The 22,881-nt window shown below is 53.8% G+C and carries 23 protein-coding genes; 15 read left to right on the forward strand and 8 right to left on the reverse strand.

The features are described 5' to 3' along the window. Window positions 1–36: 36 nt before the first annotated feature. Both ACMZ66_RS08850 and ACMZ66_RS08855 read right to left on the reverse strand, forming a co-directional pair. Window positions 37–798, reverse strand: coding sequence for a GGDEF domain-containing protein (locus ACMZ66_RS08850; protein WP_416936482.1), 762 nt, complete (start codon window positions 796–798; stop codon window positions 37–39). Further along, window positions 788–1,669 (reverse strand): PAS domain S-box protein, encoded by an 882-nt coding sequence (locus tag ACMZ66_RS08855; RefSeq protein ID WP_416936484.1) that lies wholly within the window; start codon window positions 1,667–1,669, stop codon window positions 788–790. The genes ACMZ66_RS08850 and ACMZ66_RS08855 overlap by 11 nt, the downstream gene beginning before the upstream one ends. Window positions 1,670–1,958: 289 nt before the next feature. Between ACMZ66_RS08855 and ACMZ66_RS08860 the strand changes: the two genes are divergently transcribed. Together ACMZ66_RS08860 and ACMZ66_RS08865 are read left to right on the forward strand one after the other, a co-directional pair. Then, the gene (locus tag ACMZ66_RS08860; protein WP_416936486.1) at window positions 1,959–2,579 is read left to right on the forward strand and encodes an NUDIX domain-containing protein; all 621 of its coding nucleotides are present in this window, start codon (window positions 1,959–1,961) and stop codon (window positions 2,577–2,579) included. 143 nt (window positions 2,580–2,722) lie between these two features. Further along, window positions 2,723–3,721, forward strand: coding sequence for a cysteine synthase A (locus ACMZ66_RS08865; protein WP_416936488.1), 999 nt, complete (start codon window positions 2,723–2,725; stop codon window positions 3,719–3,721). Between the two features lie 77 nt (window positions 3,722–3,798). Here the strand turns inward: ACMZ66_RS08865 and ACMZ66_RS08870 are convergent, their stop codons facing one another. Next, entirely contained in the window at window positions 3,799–5,208 is a 1,410-nt protein-coding gene (locus ACMZ66_RS08870) for an MFS transporter (protein WP_416936490.1), read from the reverse strand. A gap of 110 nt (window positions 5,209–5,318) precedes the next feature. Between ACMZ66_RS08870 and ACMZ66_RS08875 the strand changes: the two genes are divergently transcribed. The 5 genes from ACMZ66_RS08875 (at window position 5,319) to ACMZ66_RS08895 (ending at window position 9,790) form a co-directional block, all read left to right on the forward strand. Beyond that, a complete protein-coding gene (locus ACMZ66_RS08875; protein ID WP_416936492.1) occupies window positions 5,319–6,227 on the forward strand; it encodes a LysR family transcriptional regulator in 909 nt (302 codons plus the stop codon). A gap of 118 nt (window positions 6,228–6,345) precedes the next feature. Further along, window positions 6,346–7,365, forward strand: coding sequence for an LLM class flavin-dependent oxidoreductase (locus ACMZ66_RS08880; RefSeq protein ID WP_416936494.1), 1,020 nt, complete (start codon window positions 6,346–6,348; stop codon window positions 7,363–7,365). A 130-nt stretch (window positions 7,366–7,495) separates the two neighbouring features. Continuing rightward, window positions 7,496–7,927 (forward strand): GNAT family N-acetyltransferase, encoded by a 432-nt coding sequence (locus ACMZ66_RS08885; RefSeq protein WP_416936496.1) that lies wholly within the window; start codon window positions 7,496–7,498, stop codon window positions 7,925–7,927. A gap of 128 nt (window positions 7,928–8,055) precedes the next feature. Continuing rightward, window positions 8,056–9,630: an L-lactate permease gene (locus tag ACMZ66_RS08890; RefSeq protein WP_416936498.1), complete on the forward strand. Its 1,575-nt coding sequence runs from the start codon at window positions 8,056–8,058 to the stop codon at window positions 9,628–9,630. 1 nt (window position 9,631) lies between these two features. Next, window positions 9,632–9,790, forward strand: a complete 159-nt coding sequence (locus ACMZ66_RS08895) for a hypothetical protein (protein WP_416936500.1) — start codon at window positions 9,632–9,634, stop codon at window positions 9,788–9,790. 68 nt (window positions 9,791–9,858) lie between these two features. Here the strand turns inward: ACMZ66_RS08895 and ACMZ66_RS08900 are convergent, their stop codons facing one another. Next, complete coding sequence (locus ACMZ66_RS08900; protein ID WP_416936502.1) at window positions 9,859–10,491, reverse strand: LysE family translocator; 633 nt, start codon at window positions 10,489–10,491, stop codon at window positions 9,859–9,861. A gap of 360 nt (window positions 10,492–10,851) precedes the next feature. Between ACMZ66_RS08900 and ACMZ66_RS08905 the strand changes: the two genes are divergently transcribed. Together ACMZ66_RS08905 and ACMZ66_RS08910 are read left to right on the forward strand one after the other, a co-directional pair. After that, a complete protein-coding gene (locus ACMZ66_RS08905) occupies window positions 10,852–12,492 on the forward strand; it encodes an inverse autotransporter beta domain-containing protein (protein ID WP_416936504.1) in 1,641 nt (546 codons plus the stop codon). A gap of 71 nt (window positions 12,493–12,563) precedes the next feature. Beyond that, window positions 12,564–13,727 carry a PA0069 family radical SAM protein gene (locus ACMZ66_RS08910; protein WP_416936506.1) on the forward strand — a complete coding sequence of 388 codons (1,164 nt, stop codon included), beginning with the start codon at window positions 12,564–12,566 and terminating at the stop codon, window positions 13,725–13,727. Window positions 13,728–13,756: 29 nt separating this feature from the next. On the opposite strand, the gene tyrS is transcribed toward ACMZ66_RS08910, so the two are convergent. From tyrS to ACMZ66_RS08925, 3 genes are all read right to left on the reverse strand, one after another. Continuing rightward, on the reverse strand, window positions 13,757–14,992 hold the full coding sequence (gene tyrS, locus ACMZ66_RS08915) for a tyrosine--tRNA ligase (RefSeq protein ID WP_416936676.1): 1,236 nt from the start codon (window positions 14,990–14,992) through the stop codon (window positions 13,757–13,759). Between the two features lie 399 nt (window positions 14,993–15,391). After that, window positions 15,392–15,925 carry a hypothetical protein gene (locus ACMZ66_RS08920; RefSeq protein WP_416936508.1) on the reverse strand — a complete coding sequence of 178 codons (534 nt, stop codon included), beginning with the start codon at window positions 15,923–15,925 and terminating at the stop codon, window positions 15,392–15,394. Window positions 15,926–16,012: 87 nt separating this feature from the next. Then, window positions 16,013–16,684: a hypothetical protein gene (locus ACMZ66_RS08925; RefSeq protein WP_416936510.1), complete on the reverse strand. Its 672-nt coding sequence runs from the start codon at window positions 16,682–16,684 to the stop codon at window positions 16,013–16,015. Between the two features lie 283 nt (window positions 16,685–16,967). Between ACMZ66_RS08925 and ACMZ66_RS08930 the strand changes: the two genes are divergently transcribed. The 5 genes from ACMZ66_RS08930 (at window position 16,968) to rpmF (ending at window position 20,250) form a co-directional block, all read left to right on the forward strand. Next, a complete protein-coding gene (locus ACMZ66_RS08930; RefSeq protein WP_416936512.1) occupies window positions 16,968–17,678 on the forward strand; it encodes an alanyl-tRNA editing protein in 711 nt (236 codons plus the stop codon). 249 nt (window positions 17,679–17,927) lie between these two features. Beyond that, window positions 17,928–18,785, forward strand: coding sequence for a sulfurtransferase (locus ACMZ66_RS08935; protein ID WP_416936514.1), 858 nt, complete (start codon window positions 17,928–17,930; stop codon window positions 18,783–18,785). Window positions 18,786–18,815: 30 nt separating this feature from the next. Further along, window positions 18,816–19,346 carry a GNAT family N-acetyltransferase gene (locus tag ACMZ66_RS08940; RefSeq protein WP_416936516.1) on the forward strand — a complete coding sequence of 177 codons (531 nt, stop codon included), beginning with the start codon at window positions 18,816–18,818 and terminating at the stop codon, window positions 19,344–19,346. Next, window positions 19,343–20,029, forward strand: a complete 687-nt coding sequence (locus ACMZ66_RS08945) for a GNAT family N-acetyltransferase (protein ID WP_416936518.1) — start codon at window positions 19,343–19,345, stop codon at window positions 20,027–20,029. The genes ACMZ66_RS08940 and ACMZ66_RS08945 overlap by 4 nt, the downstream gene beginning before the upstream one ends. Window positions 20,030–20,070: 41 nt before the next feature. After that, entirely contained in the window at window positions 20,071–20,250 is a 180-nt protein-coding gene (gene rpmF / locus ACMZ66_RS08950) for a 50S ribosomal protein L32 (protein ID WP_007090029.1), read from the forward strand. A 226-nt stretch (window positions 20,251–20,476) separates the two neighbouring features. Here the strand turns inward: rpmF and ACMZ66_RS08955 are convergent, their stop codons facing one another. Continuing rightward, on the reverse strand, window positions 20,477–21,433 hold the full coding sequence (locus ACMZ66_RS08955) for a threonine ammonia-lyase (protein ID WP_416936521.1): 957 nt from the start codon (window positions 21,431–21,433) through the stop codon (window positions 20,477–20,479). A gap of 217 nt (window positions 21,434–21,650) precedes the next feature. Here ACMZ66_RS08955 and metC point away from each other — a divergent pair, with 217 nt between their 5' ends. Further along, entirely contained in the window at window positions 21,651–22,835 is a 1,185-nt protein-coding gene (gene metC / locus ACMZ66_RS08960; protein WP_416936523.1) for a cystathionine beta-lyase, read from the forward strand. Window positions 22,836–22,881: the final 46 nt, after the last annotated feature.

Here is a 22,881-nt window from a genome sequence, read left to right on the forward strand (position 1 = left end):
AGAATATGGAGGCAACAATAAGTAGAAGGCGCGCAATTAGCTATCGCCTTCTCGACCATGGATCTTGAAGATCATTTGATCGCGACCACCCTGCTTGGCCTCATACATTGCTTCGTCAGCAGCCTTCATGGCATCAGCAAGCTCAATGAAGGACTGGCGCGCTTCGCCACCGACTGTCGCACCAAAGCTGGCGGTGATTGTGACGAACTGTTTGCTCTGTTTATCGATGGGCACTTCAATCGCACGAATCATATTGGCCAGTCGCTCGCCAATACGTTTCGTCACGGCAGCCGTTGCCGATGGCAGCAAAACGGCAAACTCCTCGCCCCCCAAACGTACAACAAGGTCGTCGTCACGCAGTGCCTGACGCAAGGTTTCAGCAACCCGCTCCAGCACCCGGTCCCCCACAGCATGCCCATAGGTATCATTGACGTGCTTGAAGTGGTCAAGATCGAGCACGATCAGACCAAAGACCCAGCTTTTATCCTTAAGGTGACGAATTTCGCGCAGTCTGCTGACCGCACTTTCAAATCCGCGCCGGTTCAGCGCACGTGTCAGCGGGTCGGTTGATGCCAGATTATCAAGCATCTGCTCCTTGCGCTTGTGATCGGTGATGTCGGTGGCCGAGACCATCACCCCACCGCCTTCCATCATATTCATACGGATATCGGCCAGTCGACCGGAAGGCGTTTGCATCTCATCAAGGGTCGCGTGGCCATGGCCATTGAGCTTCATCTTGGCACAGCACTCATGAAGGGCTGAGATATCAAAGGATTGATCCTCACCCTCACCTTTCACCCCCCCCGAAAAGTCGGGCAAATTCATGATTGTAATGCACGACATTAAGCATGCTATCGAGCATCGCCACCGCTGACGGTACAAGTCTGATAACTTCGGTAACAGCTTCTTCCAATCCGGCCTTTGCGCGGATCAGTTCATCATGCATTTCGACTTCGTCGCGCACATCATGGGCCGTCGTCAAAATGGCAGGTTTACCGTCATGCCAAAGGATGCGTTCATCGGTAAGGTCACGCCAAACCGAACTACCGTCATCAAGGATGTCATGCACGCGGTGGCGATCACCACGCTGTTCACCATTCAGGATGGCAGCAACATGTTTTAGCGCGCGCGGGCGGTTGTCTTCGGGGATGAAGCGCAAGACATTGGGGTTTTCCATGAACTTGCTGGCACTTTCCGCACCCATCAGTTTGGCAAATGAGTCGTTCACATAAAGGGCAGTCATGTTGCGATGAACCATCACACCGATGAATGATCGGCCGAGCATGTGATCGACCTGCATTGCGGTCGTGCCATTGTCGATCATTTGCGCTGTGGTCAGAACGGCATTGCCGTCTTCCCATTCAACGGTTTCATCGCTGATTTCCATCCAGACCGGTGAACCGTCGGTGCGGATGTTATAAACCTTCTTCCAGCCGTGGAAGCCGTTGCTATCTTGGAAACTTTCGGAAAGTTTGGCCGCTTCATGATGGAAACTGGGCGGGATATATTGCCGCATATCCGGTTCGCTCATGAAATCCTTGACGTCCCGACGGCCGAGCATCTTCGCATAGGCATCATTGACATACACAGCCTGAAGGTCTTTGTGTACGACAACTCCCACGCGTGATCGCCCGTAAAGACGTGCGATTTCTGTCGGCTCGAACCGCATCAACGCCTTGCTTCCCCCGAAACCCAGAATTATATCCCGTCAAACAGCCTTATCGACCGCCAATTAGATAAGTCTTAGTTTATACTAGATCAGGTATAATTAAAACAAAGGGATGGCCACCCTATCCCAACGAAGGACCGTTTTGAGCGCCAAGTCCAATCATTCAACCCATAATAGATTTAATATCGCATACATAAGAATAATAAAATATTGAAACCTGTCACCTAAAACGTGCACCAGAATGCACAAAGCCCGCCAATCACCTATTTTTCCAAACGGACACACAAACATGACTGACAAGAAATTCGACGTTATCGAACGACGTCGCGGATGGGATGGATATTTCAAACTTGATGTCTATCGCGTCACGCATGACACATTTGATGGCGGCAGAAGCGATATCTTACAGCGTGAAGTTCTTGAACGTGGCCACGCGGTCGCCGTCTTGCCCTATGATCCGGTGCGAGACGAAGTTGTTCTGATTGAACAGTTTCGGCCGGGTACTATATCGGTGCAGGATCACTATCCTGACATGCCCGTATGGCTGACAGAAATTGTCGCAGGCATTATCGAAGACGGCGAAACAGATCAGGACGTCGCACGCCGCGAGACCATTGAAGAAGCAGGATGCGACATCATTGGCGATCTGGAACTGATATCGCGATACTATGTCACACCCGGCTGTTCGAGCGAAACCGTCACCCTTTATTACGGCCGTGTGGACAGCTCAAATGTTGGCGGGTTACATGGTCTGGAAGAAGAAGGTGAAGACATTCGCGTGTTTGCAGTTTCTGCCGAGGAATGCTTTGCCATGTTGCGAAATGGACAACTCTGCAATGCAACGGCAACCATTGCCATTCAGTGGTTGATGCTCAACCGCGACCGCATCCGTAAGGAAACCGGGGTTTAGCGAAATTTTGTCGAAACTGGCGCACATGAATTATTTAACACTCTTTTTCAGTGGTAATTTTCAAACTGCCTTGACTTTTGTGTGCAAAAGAACCTAATCAACACTTAAATACATTTTGAACCCAACCACGTTTGGAGTTTGTCATGGACATTCGCAATGGCACCATCGAAGCCATTGGCCGCACCCCGCTTGTGAAGCTGAAAAAGGTTTCCGAGCTGACGGGCTGCACCATTCTGGGCAAGGCGGAATACGCAAACCCGGGCGGATCAGTCAAGGACCGTGCCGCACTTGCCATTATTCGCGACGCAGAAGCACGCGGCCTGCTTAAGCCGGGCGGCGTCATTGTTGAAGGTACGGCGGGCAATACCGGTATTGGTCTTGCGGTTGTCGGCAACGCGCTTGGCTATCGTACCGTTATCGTGATCCCGGAAACACAGAGTCAGGAAAAGAAAGACCTTCTGCGTCTTCTTGGTGCTGATCTGCGTGAAGTTCCGGCAGTTCCGTATCGCGATCAGAACAACTATGTCCATGTTTCGCGCCGTCTGGCCGAAGAACTGGCACAGTCTGAACCGAATGGTGCAATCTGGGCCAACCAGTTTGACAACGTCGCCAACCGTCAGGGCCATATCGACACCACCGCGCCGGAAATCTGGGAACAGACCGATGGCAAGGTTGATGGTTTCATCTGCGCTGTTGGCACCGGCGGCACGCTTGCCGGTGTTTCATTGGCCCTTAAAGAGCGCAACAAAAACATCCAGATCGGCCTTGCCGATCCGATGGGTGCAGCCCTTTACAGCCACTATAAATTTGGCGAGCTGAAATCCGAGGGAAGCTCGATCTCCGAAGGTATCGGTCAGGGCCGTATTACGGCCAACCTCGAAGGTGTCGAGATCGATCATCCGTTCCAGATCACGGACGAGGAAATGCTGCCGATCGTGTTTGACCTGCTGAAAGAAGAAGGTCTGTGCATGGGTGGCTCGACGGGCATCAACATTGCTGGTGCGGTCCGCCTTGCGCGCGAACTGGGCCCGGGCAAAACCATCGTCACCGTTCTGTGTGACCTTGGCACCCGCTACCAGAGCAAGCTTTGGAACCCTGACTTCCTCAAGGAAAAAGGTCTTCCGAGCCCGGATTGGCTCTAAGCCCTGATCGCTTGAAACACAAAACCCCGTCAGTATTCTGACGGGGTTTTGTTTTATCTGGTGCAGGCTTCACGCCACTAGGCACGACCGTGACTTGCCTTGCTGAAATCCGGCTGGGCAGAATGGGCAGAATTTGTGACGCTCGCTTCACCCTGCTGAATAGCAGCAGCCTTGCTCGCAAACCGCCAAAGATACAGTCCACACACCAGCGCACAGCCAAGAAGGGCAACCGAGAAACCGGCAACCGCATTCCATCCGCCATGATCCCAGAACCAGCCACCGGCCGACCCCATGATGCTCGAGCCGAGATAATAGGCCAGAAGATAAAGGGATGATGCGTGGCCCTTGGCATTTTCGGCCAACCGCCCTACCCAGCCGCTGGCAATTGAATGGGCAACAAAGAACCCGCTGGTCAGAACAACAATCCCGCCAATGATCCCGGTCAGACTTTCATGCATGGACAGCGTGACACCCAGACCGGCCAGCAGCACACCAACCACCAGAACCGGGCCACGGCCAAGCTTGTCAGACAGCGCACCTGCAATTGATGACGTCACCGAACCACACAAATAGACGACAAAAATCAAACCAATCTGGCTTTGACTAAGCCCATAAGGTGCATCTGACAGACGAAAACCGACATAGTTAAACACCGTGACAAAGCATCCCATCGCAAAGGCACCGATCAGGAACACGAACGGCAAGCCCGCATGTTTGAGGTGCCCGCCCCATGCGCGCAGATGATAACGCACCTGAAAGCCCGGTTTCCGGACGAAATTGCGCGACGCTGGCAGCAACACAGCAAAACCAAGGGCCGCCAGCAAACCGAGTGCGCCCATCGCACCAAGCGCTGCGTGCCATCCAAACAGATCGGTCAGAAATCCAATAACAACCCGGCCGCTGAGCCCGCCAATCGCCGTGCCGCTGATGTAAATACCCATCGCAACGCCAAGCGCCTTGGGATCGATTTCTTCGGCCAGATAGGCCATGGCAACAGCCGGAACACCGCCCAGCATCAAACCTTCAAGCGCGCGAACGACCAAAAAGGCATGCCAGTCAGGTAAAAACGGTGCGATCAGGTTCAAAATCGATGCCACGCACATCGAAACCAGCATCAATTGCTTGCGCCCGGTCGCCTCGGAAACCGCACCGGCCAAAAGAATGGCAAAAGCCAGAAAACCTGTTGTCAGCGACAAGGCCAGCGAACTTTCCGCAGGCCCGACACCAAAATGCAAGGCAACCTCCGGTAACAATGGCTGCACGCAGTAAATCAGGGAAAAGGTCGCATAACCGGCAAGGAAAAGCGCAATGCTGATACGGCGAAACGCAGCAGATCCCGGTTTAATCCCGACAGGATCAGGCGATGCGTTTGCGTTGGTGGACGCGAGCGGGTTTTGCGAATGCGCGGTGCTTTTCGCATCAATAGACGCCGTATCAGCAGCACTTACAGAATTCGGTTCTGGGTCATTGTCCCGAGAAACAGACATTTCCGACCTCTTTTGGAACAGTTCGTGGGGTGTTCTTATGATTGCATTGTCACGATCATCCGTCCAATATATGGAACAGTTATTTTTGATATGTTTTGGATATACCCAAGATGGAACTGCGCCATATCCGCTATTTCCTGGCCGTTGCCCGCGAAGGCAATTTTACCCGTGCGGCCGCGCGCATTGGCATCGGTCAGCCACCGCTTAGCCAGCAAATCCGTGATCTTGAAACCGAAATCGGCACAGCCCTGTTCCACCGCGTCCCCCATGGCGCGGAACTGACAGAGGCCGGGTCGGCATTCTTTGATGCGGTCGAACAGTTCCCCGATCTGGCCGAACGCGCCATTCGCGCAGCCCAACGCGCCGGTCGCGGTGAAGTTGGCTCCATCCGTGTCGGCTTTACGGCATCAGCCGCATTCAGCCCATCTGTCCCGCGTGTCTTTCGTGACTTTCGCCGCGCCTATCCGGGTGTTGAAATGACGCTGGAAGAAGCCAACTCTGCCCAGCTTGTTGCAAGCCTTAAGGAAGAACGCCTTGATGCCGTGTTCTTGCGTCAGGACGCAATTGCCGGTGATGGTATTCGCCTTCATGTGATTTCAAGTGAACCGATGGTGCTGGTCCTGCCAGCGGGCCACCCTGCGGCCAAGAATGAAAAGGTCGCGTTATCTGATTTAAGTGACGAGGCACTTATCCTGACGCCGCGCGCGGTTGGCCCGACCCATTTCGACAAGGTGGTCACCGCCTGTCGTGATGCCGGGTTTGAGCCGCAAATGGGTCAAATCGCCCCGCAACTTGGATCGGTGATTAACTTCGTTGCGGCGGAACTTGGCTTTTCGCTGGTCCCCAAACCCATGACCCAGCTTCAGGCAAATGGCGTTGCCTATCGCGATATTGATGGCGATGTCCCGATCGCACAGCTGTCCCTTGCCTATCGCAGCAATGACATTTCCATCGCCCTTCGGAACTTCGTTTCGCGCACACTTTCCGCTCATCGAACGGCCCATCGAACCCAGGATTGAAACGCGCCAATTCGCTGATCAGGACTGGCAAGCTTGTGATTTCAGGCTAGATTAATCCCAACTCTGAAATCAGGCGCCCCGCTTTTGCGATGTGTGCGCCAAACCGAAAGTCTGGCTGATGCTACGATATTCATTACTTGATCTTTGCCCGGTCAATGCGGGCGAACACCCATCTGATGCGCTGCGCAACACGCTCGAACTGGCGCAACATGCAGAACAACTTGGCTATCATCGTTACTGGCTTGCCGAACATCACAATATGCCGGGCATCGCCAGTGCGGCGACTTCGGTTGTCATGGCCCATGTTACAGCGGGCACCAAGACAATCCGCGTTGGGTCAGGTGGGGTGATGCTGCCCAACCATGCACCGCTTGTGATTGCCGAGCAGTTTGGCACCCTTGATGCACTTCACCCTGGTCGTATTGATCTTGGCATTGGTCGCGCACCGGGCACGGATCAACGCACCGCCGCCGCCCTTCGCCGTGACATGCATGGATCCGAAGAACGCTTCATACAGGATGTGCTTCAAGTTCAGGCATTCTTGGCTCCGCTTGAAGGCAATCCGCCGATCCGTGCTGTTCCGGGCTATGGGTCACAAGTCCCGATGTGGCTTTTGGGCAGCAGCCTGTTTTCTGCTGATCTCGCTGCGCGTCTTGGCCTGCCCTTTGCCTTTGCTTCGCATTTTGCCCCGGACATGCTGATGGATGCGTTATCGCTTTATCGTCATCGGTTTGAACCAAGTGATCAGCTTGATAAACCCTATGCGATTGCTGCGATGGGCTTCTTTGCCGCTGACAGCGACGAAGAAGGCGAATATCTGGCGACGTCGATGCAGCAACAATTCCTCAACCTGCGCCGAGGCACGCCGGGCCAATTGCCAAAACCGGTCAAGGATATGAGCGAGATCTGGAACCGCGTTGAGAAAGCGGGCGTTGATCACGCCATGCGCTACGCCGCCATTGGCGGTCGCGACACGGTCCGCAAGAAACTGCGCGAGTTTGCCTATATGACCAATGCCGATGAAATCATGGTCACGGCCAACATCTTTGACCAAGCAGCCCGCAAAAAATCGTTTGAAATCGCCGCAGAACTGTTTGGCGAAATGAAGACGCAAGCCAGCGACAAGGATTGCGCGTAAGCGATCCCAAAGCACCAAGACACCAAATGGCGGCAGATTTCAATTTGCCGCCATTATTGCATCGGCACTGCTTTACGCAAATTGCGTGGTCACCTATCGTAGCGTACCCGCCACAGGATAAATGCCCGCCATGCTCACGTTTGAACCCATCACAGCCGATCAAACCTACGCCATTCGACATATGGTTTTGTGGCCGAATGAGCCGATTGAATATTGCATGCTTGCAGAAGATCATGCGGCCTTTCATTTCGGTGGATATGTCGATCAGAAACTGGTGAGTGTCGCGTCGCTTTTTCCTGATGGGCCCGACAAGGTTCGCCTGCGGAAATTTGCGATTGTCCCTGAGATGCAAAAGCAGGGTCTGGGATCAAAAATGTTGCAGGAAATGCAGGCCTTTCTGTCGATGTCAGACTTTTCGACAATGTGGTGTGATGCCCGACTGGATGCTGCTGACTTTTACCTGAAGAACGGCTTTACGACTTATAGAGACATCTTTCACAAAAACGGTGTCGCCTATGTGAAGGCAGAATACAAAGTACCTGCACAATCCGATCTGAGTTAAGCACATCGCCCGTTTCATCATACGAAATACCAACTTACGCCACTTGCGCTTGCATCAAGGCTCGGACAATATGCGCGTCCTATCGATGTAATCGATCCTTTGTTTCAAAAGGTTATGGTGCGCCACCCATGATTGACTTTTTGCTGGCAGCTTTGCCGATCGCAATAATCCTGTTCCTGATGATCAAGGTTAATTGGGGGGCGGCACGTGCGGGTGCAGCCGCATGGTTTGTTACCGTCATTATTGCTGTCTTCTTCTTTGGCGCGCCGACCGACATGCTGGTCATTGCCCAGGCCAAGGGCGTGATGCTTGCCCTTTACATCCTTTATATCGTCTGGGCTGCACTGATCCTTTATTTCGCGGCTGAAGAAGCCGGCGCGATCAAAACCATCGGGCGCGCGATCCGATCACTTACCGATGATCGACCACTTCAGCTTTTGATATTGGGCTATGTCTTTGCAAGCTTCCTGCAAGGGGTGGCTGGCTTTGGCGTTCCAATTGCCGTGGTCGCACCGCTATTGCTTGGCATGGGATTCTCGCCCGTTTTGGCGGTCGCTGCACCCATGATTGGCCATAGCTGGTCAGTGCTGTTTGGTAATATGGCGACGTCTTTTGAAGCATTGATTGGTGTCACCGGCATTCCGGGAACCGAGCTTACCCACTATTCCGCCATCCTTTTGGGGCTTTCGGGCTTTATGTGCGGGGCGGCTGTGCTTTGGCTTGATGGTGGGTTCCGCACCATTCGCCGCCGCATTGTTCCGCTGGTGTTGATTTCGGGTGTGATGGGTGTCGTCCAGTACATCATGGCCAATTACGGCGTCTGGACGCTGGGCGGCCTGACGGCGGGCATTGCTGGCCTTGGAACATCGATCATCGTGACGCGGTTCTGGAAACCCCATCCCGATGATGTCACTGAGCAGGTCGATGAAGACGCGCATCACATGCCCCTGATCGAGGCACTGACCCCTTACCTGGTGTTTATCGTTTTGGTGACGCTGGCGACCTTTATCCCGGCCATCGAAATGCTGCTGGGCAAGGTCCGCTTCACACTTGATTTTCCGGAAACATCAACCTCGCTTGGTTGGGTGATTAATGCAGAAAGCGCCAAGGCAATTGCCATCTTTGGCCATCCGGGCGCCTTGTTGCTTTACACTGCAGCGATCAGTTTTGCGTTCTTCAATATGCGCGGCCATTACGATAACGGCATTGGCAAACGCATCTGGCAGCGCACGCTTAAAAGCGGCCTTCCGACCAGCATTGGTATGGTGCCCGTCATTGGGCTTGCGATCATTATGGATCATGCGGGCATGACCTATGCGCTGGCCGAAGGTGGTGCTGCGATCTTCTCGGGCGCGTTTGCCGTGGCCTATCCGGTGATTTCACCGGCCATCGGGGCATTGGGTGCATTCATGACTGGCAGTACGAACAATTCCAACGTTGTCTTTGGCATGTTCCAGCGCCACACCGCCGAGCTTTCCGGGCTTTCAACCGCGCTTATTCTGGCGGCACAGGCAACGGGTGCGTCGCTTGGCAGTATGCTGGCCCCGTCAAAAATCCTTGTCGGCTGCTCGACTGTCGGGCTTTCGGGCAAAGAAGGCCCGGTCTTGTCGGTGGTTCTTAAAACCGGTGTGATCCTGACCGCCCTTTGCGGTTTTATGGCGCTTGGCATATTGCTGATCATGAAAATGAATGGAGGTGCCTGAGATGAAACAGAAACTGTTTAATCCGGTCTTTCTGGTCCTTGCATCGATCATTCTGCCGATTGCCGCATTCGAAGCATTGGCCATGGAAAGCGTCGCCGTAAGCGACATTCTGTTCGCACTATTTTGCGCAATCATGGCGCTGATCATTGTGCGGAAATAATCCAAAACAAACGGCCCGCCAGTAACCTGACGGGCCGTAATCATATTCAGGATTTTTACCGTTTCGGATTAAGGACGGAACGCCGCCAGCTTCAGACCAAACGCGATGAAGACCGCACCGGTGGTTGCCTTAAGCGCGCGCTGGAAACGGCCACTCCCGGCAAAGCGGGTCAGGCGTGCGAGCAGCAAAATGATCGCCCCGAACCAGACCACATTAATCATTGCATGGACAGTTACCAGCATGAAAGCCGATGCAATGGCCCCCTCGCCCGTCGGGATGAATTGCGGGAAAGCCGCCAGATAAAAGATCGATACTTTTGGGTTCAGCGCGTTGGTCAGAAAACCTTCGCCATAGGCCTTGATCATCGTGCGCTTGCGTTTGGCCGGCGCAACTTCGGCCACGGTTTTCACGCCACGCCAAGCATCACGAAGTGCTTTAAACCCGACCCAGCAAAGATAAGCCGCACCAAGCAGCTTCACGACCATAAAGGCATTGGCCGACTGCACCAGGATCACGGAAATACCCAGGATCGAAAGCGCGCCATGGATATAAAAGGCGGTGACGAACCCGGCGACATTGGCAAAACCCGTCGCGCGCCCCGATGTCGGAACAGTTTTGGCAATCAAAACACCGTTGGGGCCTGGCGACATCACCAGAAGTGACGTGACAAGCGCAAAGCTTAGAAACTGTGTCCAATCCATGGGGGCGATCCTTTGCTGATGATCAGATGGTGCGCGATGACTGATGACGCTTTGCACCATTACGGCAACTATATCCCGCGCCCATAAACCGGCAAGCAAATGATTGTGACCATGACATTTCTCTCGTCAGGCGAGTTTGGCACGCCAAAGCCATGAAAATGATAAATTCTGCGAAAATGATAAAGAATAGAAGTGGCTGCCAAAATCATGCGCCACTACGGTCGTTCGCATAAATATCGACATGGCGAAAAGCCGTGCAAATACGGGGCACGATCCTCCCCATGAGCAAAATCTTCTGAAACCTTGGCAATGTGTTCGCCTGCGCGGACGCAATGTGAGCCTTGCTGACCAGGTTACAAAATGCGCGCTACCCGATCATTCCGTTCTGCCCTTCTTGCCCTTCCCGTCTTTTTCATTGCAACGATTGGCCACGCCGACCCGATGTCAACCGGCTCCAAATGGGGTCCGCATATTGATCTGGAAGGCAAAGGCGGAACGGATCGCAATCTTGGCGAGACGGACCTTTTAATTCCGCTTTGGCAGGACGAGGACACATTGACCTTCACCAGCCTTCGCGTCCGGATGGATGACAATAACAGCCACGAAGGGAACTTCGGTCTTGGCATCCGTCAGATGCTTGATTCGGGATGGAACATTGGCGGCTATGGTTATTTTGACCGCCGCCACAGCCCCTATGGCAACAAATTCAACCAATTGACCTTCGGCGCAGAGGCCCTGTCGCTTGATTGGGATTTTCGCGCCAATGCCTATGTCCCGATCGGCACGACACAATACTTCGAGGACAGCCTCAGTACTGTTGATGTGAGCGGCACCACATTGATGTACAATCAAGGCGAAGAACTTGCATTACATGGTTTTGACGGGGAAATTGGTTGGCGCATTCCGTTATTTGCGGCTGATGCCGGACAGCAACTCCGTGCATATGCCGGTGGTTATCGCTTTACGGAAGACGGTGTTGATACGGTACAGGGTCCGCGTGGGCGACTGGATCTGACCTTTGATGAAGTTCCTTTTTTATGGGAAGGGTCGCGCTTCTCTCTCGGGGCGGAAATTCAGCATGACAGCCCACGGGGCACGCAGGGCTTTGCCAGTTTCCGCCTTCGTATCCCCTTACAAGGTTTTGGCGATACCCCGAAACCACGCCTGACAGCGATGGAACGACGCATGACCGATCCCATCATTCGCGACATTGATGTGGTCAGTCAGGCGGGACAGTTTTCAGAAGCAAGTGAAATCACCCAAACAGCGGACGGCGAAACGATCACGCTTTTAAACAGCAATTCAACGTCGGCGGGCGATTTTGCCACCGCCATCGCCAATGCAGGTGCCAATTCCACCGTCGTGTTGAGCGGGAACTACACAAATGTCAGTTCCATCACCACTGTTCAGAATGGGCAAACAATTGTCGGCGGCGGTGCACTCGACATCAAAACACCGACAGGACGTTCGGTTACGGTCGCCATCCCAGATTCCTCAATCTCGGGCCCGGGTGACAGCGGCGGTGGCAGTGGCGCCGGTCGCTTCTTTGACATGGCCGATAACAGCAGCCTGATTGGTGTGACGGCAAACCTTACCCGGTCATCAAGCTCAACCATCGCGAGAATCGCCGGCAAGAACAATGTCACAATTCGCGACAACAAACTGACAACGACCGTCAGCGGGTCAACTGCATCCACTTTTGATATCGAAGACGGTCAAAATATTACAATTGAAAATAATGACATATCCATAATTGCCAATGGCAGCACTTCTCACTTCCTGGCGATCCGTGGCGCCAACTCAAACATCAGCGTCAACGACAACAAGATTTCCACAACAGGGACGGCCGCCACCAAACGTTACATTTTGCTCGCTGGAAGCGTAAATATATCCAACCTGTCTGGTACAGGTAATACGTCCAACATCACAACGTGTTACATCGGTGGCAGCCTTGGCACCGTTACAGGAACAATCACGACAAGCGGCACCAATTGCCCCTGAGCTGATACTTCGCAAATTTATGCCATCGCCTTTCACTTGAATGTTCTGCTTTTGTTCTTTATTGTGTCTGCATGAAGAACAGTATCGAACAGACGCCCGATCCAACCCCTACCGCCATTTTTGATGATGGATGGTCAAACGCGGGATGTGATCCGAACATATTGCCCGCCCGAGGACAAAAGGGGCGCGGTGCGGTGTCCAATATTGACGGGCGATTTGAGCGGCACATCCATCAGGGGGTTGATGATGGATGGCTGGGCACATTGGTGGAAGTTCAGGATGCCCCACATACCAAAACCACCCTTGGTATCGATGGTGCACGGTCTGTCATTACAAAGAACCAAAGTCCGGATGTTCCATTTGATCGCTCGATCAACCCCTATCGCGGCTGCGAGCATGGCTGTGTGTACTGTTTTGCCCGACCAACGCACGCCTATCTCGGTCTGTCACCGGGGCTGGATTTTGAAACCAAACTGTTCTGGAAACCGGAAGCCGCCAGTCTGCTGCGCAAGCAACTGTCATCGAAAAGCTATCAGCCCGAACCGATTGTGATCGGCACCAGTACTGATCCCTATCAGCCGGTTGATCGCGACAAGAAATTAACCCGGTCGATCATTGAAGTCCTGGCCGATTGCCAGCACCCGTTTTCCCTGATCACGAAAAGCGCGCTGGTCACCCGTGACATTGATTTGATCGCACCGATGGCCGCAAGAAACCGCGCATCGGTTGCAGTATCGGTCACAAGCCTTGATCATCGTCTTTCAAACCTTTTGGAACCACGTGCATCCGCCCCGCATCGCAGACTGGATGCGATCCGGAAATTGTCTGAGGCCTGCATTCCGGTAACCGTTCTTTGCGCGCCAATCATTCCCGGTTTGAATGATATGGAAATCGAAAAGCTGGTGGCCGCCTGCAAGGATGCTGGCGCGCAATCGGTCAGCCATATTGTGTTACGCCTGCCGCTTGAAATTGGCGGGCTGTTTGAGGAATGGCTTGAAGCGCATTACCCGGATCGCAAGGCAAAGATCATGTCACTGATCCGGCAAATGCGCGACGGGGAAATATATCAATCAGAATTTGGCAAACGCATGCGTGGTACCGGCCCAATCGCCGATCTGATTACTCATCGCTTTAATGCGGCGCGCAAGAAACATAATCTGACCGGACGATCATTGAACCTTGATTGCAGCGGGTTTAAACGGCCCAGCGCCGATGGGCAGATGTCACTGTTCTGACACCTGCCCCATGCGATAACCCATATCAATCACCCGACCCGTTTGATTGCGGCATGGCGCTTTTTGCCAACCGAAAGTCTCAGCAACTCGCCATCGTCAAAGGCGTAGCTAAGAACGTGATGTTCTGGATCATCGACTTGCTTGTCTTCAATCCGCACAGCACCAGCCAAAACAAGCCTTCTGGCTTCGCTGTTGGATTTGGCAAACCCGGCCATCACGATCAGGGCTAAGACCCCCAAACCGTCTTTAAGTGCATCTGCGGTGAACTCGATGGTCGGAAGACCTTTGAGGTTTCCGTTTGCACCAAACACACCATCGACCGCCGATTTGACCGCATCGACGGCATCGTCGCCATGCGCAAGCCTTGTGGCTTCGTCGGCCAAAACGATTTTGGCTTCGTTCAGACCTGCACCCGACAGGTTTTCAAGCTGCTCAACATCCAAAAGCGGCAGATCCGTGAACAGTCTCAGGAACCGGCCAACATCGCCATCCTCGCAATTGCGCCAGAACTGCCAGTAATCAAATGCACTCAGCCGGTCTGCATTCAACCAAACAGCACCTGCTGCTGTTTTTCCCATCTTCACGCCTGATGACGTGGTCAGAAGCGGTGCAGTCATGCCAAACACCTCATTGCCATCGACGCGCCGAACCAGATCAACGCCATTGATGATATTGGCCCACTGATCACCACCGCCCATCTGCGCACGGCAGCCAAAGCGACGCGAGAGCTCAAGAAAATCAAACGCCTGCAGGATCATGTAGTTGAACTCAAGGAAACTCAGGCTTTCCTGACGCTCAAGACGCGTGCGAACAGAATCAAATGACAGCATCCGGTTCACGGAAAAATGGCGTCCGACGTCACGCAAAAGATCAACATATCCCAACTGATCGAGCCATTCGGCATTATTGACCAGCACGGCATCGGTCGGGCCGTTGCCAAACTTCAAGAACCGGTCAAACACCTGGCGGATACCTGCAATGTTGGTTGCGATCTGTCCATCGTTCAGGATCGGCCGGGCGTCCGAACGGAAGCTTGGATCGCCAATGCGCGTGGTCCCGCCACCCACCAGCACAATCGGCTTGTGGCCATGGCGCTGAAGCCAGCGCAACGTCATAATTGGCAGTAAATGCCCGACATGAAGGCTGTCAGCGGTTGCATCAAAACCGATGTAAACCGGAACGGCCTCGGATTTGGCAAGTACGGCATCAAGGCCATTAAACGAGGTGCATTGATGCACAAAGCCACGCGCGTGGAGGCTTCGCATCGCTTCAGATTCAAAGCTTGTCGCCGCGACTTCACTGGCGTTTTGCGGCGTTCGGATTTCTTCGATGGTATTTTCGATCTTCATTTCGGTTGGTCCTTTTAAGCGGACCACCACCGGGAGACCGGGTTATGGAAAAACAAAAGGCCGCCCCGTGGCGGCCGATCCTTGATTTTTACATATCAAAACGCGCCGCACTTATGTGTGCAGCGGATAATAGGCGTTGTGATGTGCAATTACGTTTTCCATACCCAAAGGCATATGGCGAAAATTTCCCGCGGTCAAGCCACTTTGATTTAACCCCTGGAATTCCGGTAATGCTCCCGTGCCAAAGCCACCATCAAACGAAAACACCCGCTGGAATGCCAACGGGTGCCTAAAGGATCGATGTTTTAAGTCGGCTTAGCTGACAACGCGGTAACGCGCGTGAAGTGCCGGATTGTTCATCATGGTGGCACTGATCATTGGCTTGCCTGCGACCTCGTCGGCATTCTCTGATGCCTTGACCTTCGCGCGGTCATCGCTGCTGATATTGCCAGTTTCGCTAAGCGCCAGATCGCGTGCCGTTTCAAAGAAACGAAGGCCACGCTTCTCCATGACATACAGCGTTTCACCACCCCATTCCCCGGTCCAGACAAGACCAGAAAGGCCCGCCATTTCCTTTTCAATGCGGGTCGGCGAAATCGGCATGCCAAGGCAGGTGGTCAGAAGGAAGGAAAGTTCAGCTGCGGTAACACCGTCTTCGCAGCATTCATCGGCAAGAACGGCCATAACAGCCATGGTGACGACCTTTAGCGAAACCTTGTCCGTTTCCAGTCCCGGAAAACGGTTTTGCTGAAGCTCGACAATGTCATTGGCAATACGATCAACGTCCCCACGGATCACATATCGCCCACGCCATACGCGACAACTTGTTCTGACTTCCCATTCTCGCATCTGTTTGTCCCACCCGTTTTTATTTGTCCCTGGGTGAAACGATACATCAACCATACATCACGTCAACATATTTTTCGACATTTTGTATCATTTAGTACACTCAGAACGAAACCATTGATATCCAGCGGGGGAAACAGCGAATCCGTCTTCGTTTTCAATTGGATCGAGATAACCGCGCGTCACCGCCACATGGAAATCACGGCTGAAGTTTTTAGGCATGCGCAAGTGATCCTGACGGCGCAGGATTCGACGAATATCATCACGGCTCACAAAGCCCCGCCCATCACGATAATGCAGCCAGATCGCCGCAATCAGGATCGTTTCAGCAAAGCCACGCGGCTGCAAACGCCCGATCAGATCGCCAAGCGATCCCATGAAGCTTGTGATGAAAGCACCTGGATCAATGCCAACGCCGGGATCGGCCGAATAAGCAGCGCCACCAACAGCCTGTCCCTGCACGAAGTCAACCGAACGGGCAGCGCCCTGCCCGTCACTTTCCGCGCGTATCAGGGACTCATCAGAAGCCATCGCACCAGCATCCTGCCCACACAATGAATGCACAGAACCTGTATTTTGCGCAGCAGAACGCTCAGAACCAGTAGTGATATTTGACGGCATTTGCCCTGCCTGCATCTGCAACGGCTGACCAAACAAAGCCGCCATCACAACAGGCAGGCGTGCAGGCGGGATCGCGCATTCGAGATCCACCGGCCCGAAATCCCCCTCGCCCGTCAGTTTGACGTGAATTATTGCTGCCAAGGTTGCTACCACTCCTGATTTACACAACCGCAGTAACATACATTTTGTATAATATACAACACTATTTTTCCAAACATGTATCAATCAATACATTTTATGTTTTGTACGCAGACAATTTTGCCCTCGACAATCGGGCCACGCAGACCACACCATGAATGCAACAAATAAGGTACGGGCAGCCGACCCGTGCCCGACCCAAAATCAAGATCAAAGCGCCCTGCTACCCGCCCCCAACGCCCGGAAATCAGCAGGCCGATGCCACCAACAGGGAAGGACAAGATGAATGACACGCCTTTTGTTTCGTGAAGACGCCTATGCCAAAAGCTGTGACGCGGTTGTAAAAAGCATTTCTGATCGCGGTATCGAACTTGATCAGACCGTCTTTTACGCAACAGCAGGCGGACAGGCCGGCGACATTGGAACATTGAAGACCGCATCAGGCGCAAGTATCCCCATCGCAACCACGGTGAAGGATCGAGAAACCGGTCGCATCTTGCACATCATTGCTGATGATCACCCCCTGCCCCAGATTGGCGATACAGTGACGGCTGAACTTGATTGGGATAATCGCCATAAACTGATGCGCTTTCACACCTGCCTGCATTTGCTGTGCGCTGTGATCGAAGGCGATGTGACCGGCGGCAACATTGCCGCCCACAAGGCACGGCTTGACTTCAACCTGCCGGAGCTCAGTCTTGATAAGGACGAGATCACTGAAAAGCTGAATGAGCTGATCGCGCGCAATGCAGAGGTTTATGACGGTGAAATCAGCGTCGCAGAACTCAAAGCCAATCCGGAACTGGTGCGCACCATGTCGGTTCAACCGCCAATGGATGGCAATTCAATCCGAACCGTGACGATCGAAGGGATCGATTTTCAGCCGTGCGGCGGCACCCATGTCCGCAAAACCGGGGAAATCGGCAAGGTATCCGTCGCCAAGATTGAAAAGAAAGGTCGTCAGAATCGCCGCATCAATATCGTTTTTGCCGACTGACCGCCCCATCACATAAAGCACCAATATCCAATCAAATGCGTAGCGGACGAAAATCTGCTGCGCATTTTGTTTGCAAAAGCATGCCCATACACGGTCTGCTGGTTGCCAGTTCAGTTCAGGACCGTTACAAATTTGAAGAACCGGACATTACATAAACCGGACGCCACCACAAAAAGATCGACACAATAACGCATTCAGGACCCCAACCTGGATCATGCAATACCCACCATTGCCAACCGGAGCTTGTCCATGACCAACCCACTTTCCGATGCACTGGTTTCCACCCAGTGGCTGGCGGATCACCTCGACGCACCGGATGTGCGCGTCGTTGATGCAAGCTGGTACATGCCAGCCGACAACAAAAATGCCCGCGAGATCCATGATGCGCAGCATATTCCGGGTGCCGTCTTCTTTGATATCGATGACATCGCAGCCGACGATAGCGCGCCTCTGCCACACATGATGCCAGATGCAATCAAGTTTTCTGCCAAGGTCCGCAAGCTTGGCCTTGGTGATGGCGTGCGCATTGTTGTCTACGGCCAGACCGGATCAGCACTTGCGGCGTGCCGCGCATGGTGGATGCTGCGCCATTTTGGTCATCACGATGTTGTTGTGCTTGATGGTGGCCTGCCCAAGTGGCTTGCGGAAAACCGCCCGGTGACCGACACCCCGACCCCGCCGCGCGAACGCCATTTCACCGCGCGCGCCAACAGCTTCTTGCTGCGTGAAATCGATCAGGTCATGTCAAACGTCAAGACCAAGCGCGAACAGCTTGTTGATGCCCGCGCTGGCGAACGTTTCCGCGGTGAGGTTGATGATCCATGGGGCAAATCGGGCCACGTTCCGGGCTCCTACAACCTGCCTTTCAACATGCTTTTGAATGCGGATGGCACCTTTAAGGATGCAACCGCGATCAAGGCCGAGTTTGAAACAGCGGGTGTTGATCTGGATAAGTCGGTCGTCACCACCTGCGGGTCTGGCGTGACAGCATGCGTTCTGGCCATGGGTGCTTATATCGCTGGCCACAAACAGGTCGCCGTCTTTGATGGATCATGGGCACAATGGGCCACCACCGAAGACAGCCCGGTTGATACCGGCCCGGCATAAACAGACTTTCAGATATAGACTGAGACATAAATGCCCGCATCGTCCCCTTATGGCCAGAACCTTGCTGATAACAGTCAAGATCGAACCGGTGACGAGGCGGGCATTTTACTTGAACAGCTTAAATCCCCGACAGATATCGATATCGCTGCCATCACACGGCTTTGGATATCCACCGGCCTGATCCCGGCCATCCGCGATGCCAGACAGGATATCGAAAACTGCATCAATGCCGATCACGGCAGCCTCATCATCGCCCGCCACCCTGCGGATCAATCGATCATCGCCACCATGATGACCGGCCATGATGATATCTATGGCTGGATCCATTATCTGGCGATTGACGCATCGGCCCAAAGCCTTGGCATCGGGCGTGAGCTGGTAACACTGGCCGAGGATATCTTGCGTATTTCGGGCCTTTCAGAAGTCCGTGTGACCATCGAGAACCCCGCAGCGGGTGATTTTTACGCCAAATTAGGCTATGACTTGGTGGAAAGCGCCACACCACAGGCAGCGCCTGAAGCAAATCAAAACATCATTATGCGCAAGAGCCTAACCCAATGACCCCATCTAATCCGCGCAAGCTCGAAGTTGTTGTCAGCTTCCTTGAAATGCACAATCCGCCCGACCGCGCACCGGCCGTCGTCCCGCCGGGCAAGGTTGCCATCATCCGGGCAGAAAACCCGACCCTGTCCTTTTATCGCTACTTATATAATACAGTCGGCGAGCCGTGGCTTTGGTGGCAACGCCGCCTGATGAGCGACGAGGAACTAGCACCACTGATCGCGCAGCAGGAAACACATGTTTATGTGCTTTATGTCGCAGGCGTGCCCGCAGGCTATGCCGAGCTTGATCTGACCGCACTTGAGACAGAGCGCGTTATTGACCTGCATTACATAGGTTTGATCCCCGATTTCATCGGCAAAGGCTTTGGCAAATACCTTCTAAACTGGGCGATTGATACCGCCTGGAGCCTAAAGCCGGCCCGGGTTACGGTAAATACCTGCACTTTGGATCATCCAAGTGCATTGGGGGCTTACCAAAAGGCAGGCTTTGTTGTATACGACCAGCGAACGGACATTGTTGATGATCCGCGCGATATCGGGCTGATCCCGCATATTGACCATCATGTTGATCATGCGGGTCATAACCGTGGTGACGCGCCGGATAGCGAAAGTGCAAAGGAAAATGCAAATAATGCAGATTCTGGCACTTTGATCGTTGACTTTCCCGACCGCGCACGGTAACAAGCGCGCCTGAGTTTACCCAAGCCAGAGGATGATGACCCATGGCAGTGCCAAAGAAAAAAGTGACCAAGTCCCGTCAGGGCATGCGTCGCTCGCATGACAAGCTCGCCAAGGGCTCGTACCGCGAAGACAAAGAGACCGGCGAACTGCATCGCCCGCACCACATTGACCCGAACACCGGTATGTACCGTGGTCGTCAGGTGGTCGAGCCGAAGATGTAATTCCGTCCCGGAGAGCTCTTGCTCTTTGGCGGTTTGCGACGCTACAAAATTCCACGCAATCTGATTTCAGATGGCGTCTGGTTTAAAAAGGGATGAAGCCCAACGGCTTCATCCCTTTTTATTTGTCTGAATGCTAAGCGTTCGTGGGTTTGGCAAACTACAAACGAAACGGGCGGCACAGTTCCCTGCCCGCCCGCATATATGTGCCGTCCGGTTTTAAGCGATCCTACTTGATCCCATCGGTCCCCGTACCACACACAATCACACCAACCCGACCCGGATCAGAAACGCCCAGACGATCCGTCATGATCGCGGCAATGCCTGCTGCCGCTGACAGCTCGACGGACAGACCAAGCTCCTTCCAAAGCCAGCTTGCCGCCTTTTGCATTTCCTCGTCCGTGACAAGGGCGATGCGATCGACGTTCTTGCCAATCAGATCGACATTAAGTGCGGATGACTGACGCGGGGCCAGGCTTGTTGCTGCCGTATTGACACTTGGCAAAGTCACGACCTCATTGGCCTTAAGGCTTTCAAACAATGTCGCAGCCCCGGTTGGCTCAACGCCGATGATGCGGATCGACGGGCGCAAAAGCCGTGCTGCCGTGGCGACACCAGAAATAAGCCCACCTCCACCGATCGCCACCACAAGGGTATCAAGGTCTGGTTGTTGCTCCAAAAGTTCCAGCGCGATGGTGCCCTGGCCTGCGATGACCTTGGGATCGGCAAAGGGGTGGATATAGGCCATGCCGGTTTCGCGCGCATGATCCATGGCCGCACGGTTGGCGTCATCCCACACAGCCCCGATCAGGGCGACATCAACGCCCTGTGCACGCAGCCTCTCTACCTTGGGCTTTGGGGTGTTGGTTGGGAGGAATATTTTAACCGGCACACCAAGTGTGCGGGCAGCATGGATAACCCCCATGCCATGATTACCGCCCGATGCGGTGCACAGCCCCTGAGATCGTTTGTCATCATCAAGGGCCAGTGCCGCATTCATCGCACCGCGTGCCTTGAACGATCCGGTGACCTGCATATTTTCAAGCTTTAGGAACATTTCCGGAATGGTCTTAAGGGCCGTAAACCCCGACATGTCGGTGAAACTATCAGCCTTCATCACGGGTGTTAGACGCATATGGCTGGAAATGGCGCGACGCGCAGCACGGAAATCCTGAAGTTCGATCACGGGGCCCCCTTAACGTTATCTGTCATTTGGCCCATCGGTTCTGGTGGCGCGCCGACGGGCAGTCTCACAGAAATAACCCGGATCACTGATTTCACAATGGCTTTTGCGCAAAAAGCCTTGAAGCTGAGCGGCCAAGATGATTTGTCTTAGTTCGACAAATAACGGGCACACGCCCCGGCCCGAATATAAGATCGCCCATCAAGGAGTAGCACCACCCATGTCTGCCAAAAGCCCCAAAAAACCTGCAACCCAGCTGGTTCATGCCGGCCGCCGTTCGAGCCAGTATCACGGCGTGGTCAATCCGCCGGTCCTACACGCCTCGACCATCTTGTTTGACAGTCTCGAACAGCTGGAAAAAGAAGGCTCCCCTGCATCGGGCAAGGTGACTTATGGCAGGCACGGCACCCCGACCCGCTTCCTGCTTGAAGAAGCCGTTGCAGAACTTGAAGGCGGCTATGGCACGCATTGCGTGTCGTCAGGTGTTTCAGCGATCACCAACTCGATCCTGGCATTCGTAAAGCCCGGCGATCATATCCTGGTGACAGACAGCGCCTATTACCCAACTCGCCACCTGTGCAACAGCTTCCTCAAGAAGTTTGGTGTGGAGACCGAATATTACGATCCCACCATCGGCGGTGATATTGCGGGCCTGATCCGCGATAACACGGTTCTGGTGTGGTGTGAAAGCCCGGGATCGCTGACCTTTGAAATGCAGGATATCCCGGCGATCGCCAAAGCTGCCCATGCACGTGATGTTAAGGTCTTGCTTGATTCTACTTGGGCATCGCCAATCCTGTGCCGCCCGTTCGAGCTTAGCGTCGACATCTCGGTTCAGGCCGGGACGAAATATATTGTCGGTCATTCAGACGTGATGCTCGGCACGATTACCACCGCAACACCCGAAGACCTCCTGACCATTAAAAAGCAAATCATTATCTCTGGCGATGCGGTTGGCCCGGATGATTGTTATTTGGCGCAACGCGGGTTGCGTACACTTGCCGTGCGCATGCGCCAACATCACGAAAACGGCCTTAAGATCGCCGAATGGTTAAAAACCCGCTCGGAAGTCAAACGCGTCCTCCATCCTGCCCTGCCCGATGATCCGGGTCATGCGATCTGGAAACGTGATTTCAGCGGTGCCAGCGGCCTGTTTTCATTTGTGATGCAGCCAGTTGAGAAATCCCAACTCGCCAATATGGTCGATAACATGGAACTGTTTGGCATGGGCTTTAGCTGGGGCGGCTTTGAAAGCCTGATCCTGCCGTCCGATCCGAAAAACATCCGCTCCGCGACAAAGTGGGACGAAGACGGTCAGTTAATCCGTCTGCATATCGGCTTGGAAGATCCGGATGATCTGATTGCTGATCTGGAAGCCGGATTTGAGCGGTTGAAAACCGCCTGATCAAAGCGGCAAGGCAAACAAAAACGGCGCGGATATCCCGCGCCGT

Origin of the sequence: Thalassospira sp. (assembly GCF_048059015.1) — a bacterium.
Lineage (GTDB): Bacteria > Pseudomonadota > Alphaproteobacteria > Rhodospirillales > Thalassospiraceae > Thalassospira.

Coding starts and splice junctions, on each gene's coding strand:
- ACMZ66_RS08855 (WP_416936484.1), bottom strand. CDS start 1,669: ATGCGGTTCGAGCCGACAGAAATCGCACGTCTTTACGGGCGATCACGC.
- ACMZ66_RS08860 (WP_416936486.1), top strand. CDS start 1,959: ATGACTGACAAGAAATTCGACGTTATCGAACGACGTCGCGGATGGGAT.
- ACMZ66_RS08865 (WP_416936488.1), top strand. CDS start 2,723: ATGGACATTCGCAATGGCACCATCGAAGCCATTGGCCGCACCCCGCTT.
- ACMZ66_RS08870 (WP_416936490.1), bottom strand. CDS start 5,208: ATGTCTGTTTCTCGGGACAATGACCCAGAACCGAATTCTGTAAGTGCT.
- ACMZ66_RS08875 (WP_416936492.1), top strand. CDS start 5,319: ATGGAACTGCGCCATATCCGCTATTTCCTGGCCGTTGCCCGCGAAGGC.
- ACMZ66_RS08880 (WP_416936494.1), top strand. CDS start 6,346: ATGCTACGATATTCATTACTTGATCTTTGCCCGGTCAATGCGGGCGAA.
- ACMZ66_RS08885 (WP_416936496.1), top strand. CDS start 7,496: ATGCTCACGTTTGAACCCATCACAGCCGATCAAACCTACGCCATTCGA.
- ACMZ66_RS08890 (WP_416936498.1), top strand. CDS start 8,056: ATGATTGACTTTTTGCTGGCAGCTTTGCCGATCGCAATAATCCTGTTC.
- ACMZ66_RS08895 (WP_416936500.1), top strand. CDS start 9,632: ATGAAACAGAAACTGTTTAATCCGGTCTTTCTGGTCCTTGCATCGATC.
- ACMZ66_RS08900 (WP_416936502.1), bottom strand. CDS start 10,491: ATGGATTGGACACAGTTTCTAAGCTTTGCGCTTGTCACGTCACTTCTG.
- ACMZ66_RS08905 (WP_416936504.1), top strand. CDS start 10,852: ATGCGCGCTACCCGATCATTCCGTTCTGCCCTTCTTGCCCTTCCCGTC.
- ACMZ66_RS08910 (WP_416936506.1), top strand. CDS start 12,564: ATGAAGAACAGTATCGAACAGACGCCCGATCCAACCCCTACCGCCATT.
- tyrS (WP_416936676.1), bottom strand. CDS start 14,992: ATGCGAAGCCTCCACGCGCGTGGCTTTGTGCATCAATGCACCTCGTTT.
- ACMZ66_RS08920 (WP_416936508.1), bottom strand. CDS start 15,925: ATGCGAGAATGGGAAGTCAGAACAAGTTGTCGCGTATGGCGTGGGCGA.
- ACMZ66_RS08930 (WP_416936512.1), top strand. CDS start 16,968: ATGACACGCCTTTTGTTTCGTGAAGACGCCTATGCCAAAAGCTGTGAC.
- ACMZ66_RS08935 (WP_416936514.1), top strand. CDS start 17,928: ATGACCAACCCACTTTCCGATGCACTGGTTTCCACCCAGTGGCTGGCG.
- ACMZ66_RS08940 (WP_416936516.1), top strand. CDS start 18,816: ATGCCCGCATCGTCCCCTTATGGCCAGAACCTTGCTGATAACAGTCAA.
- ACMZ66_RS08945 (WP_416936518.1), top strand. CDS start 19,343: ATGACCCCATCTAATCCGCGCAAGCTCGAAGTTGTTGTCAGCTTCCTT.
- rpmF (WP_007090029.1), top strand. CDS start 20,071: ATGGCAGTGCCAAAGAAAAAAGTGACCAAGTCCCGTCAGGGCATGCGT.
- metC (WP_416936523.1), top strand. CDS start 21,651: ATGTCTGCCAAAAGCCCCAAAAAACCTGCAACCCAGCTGGTTCATGCC.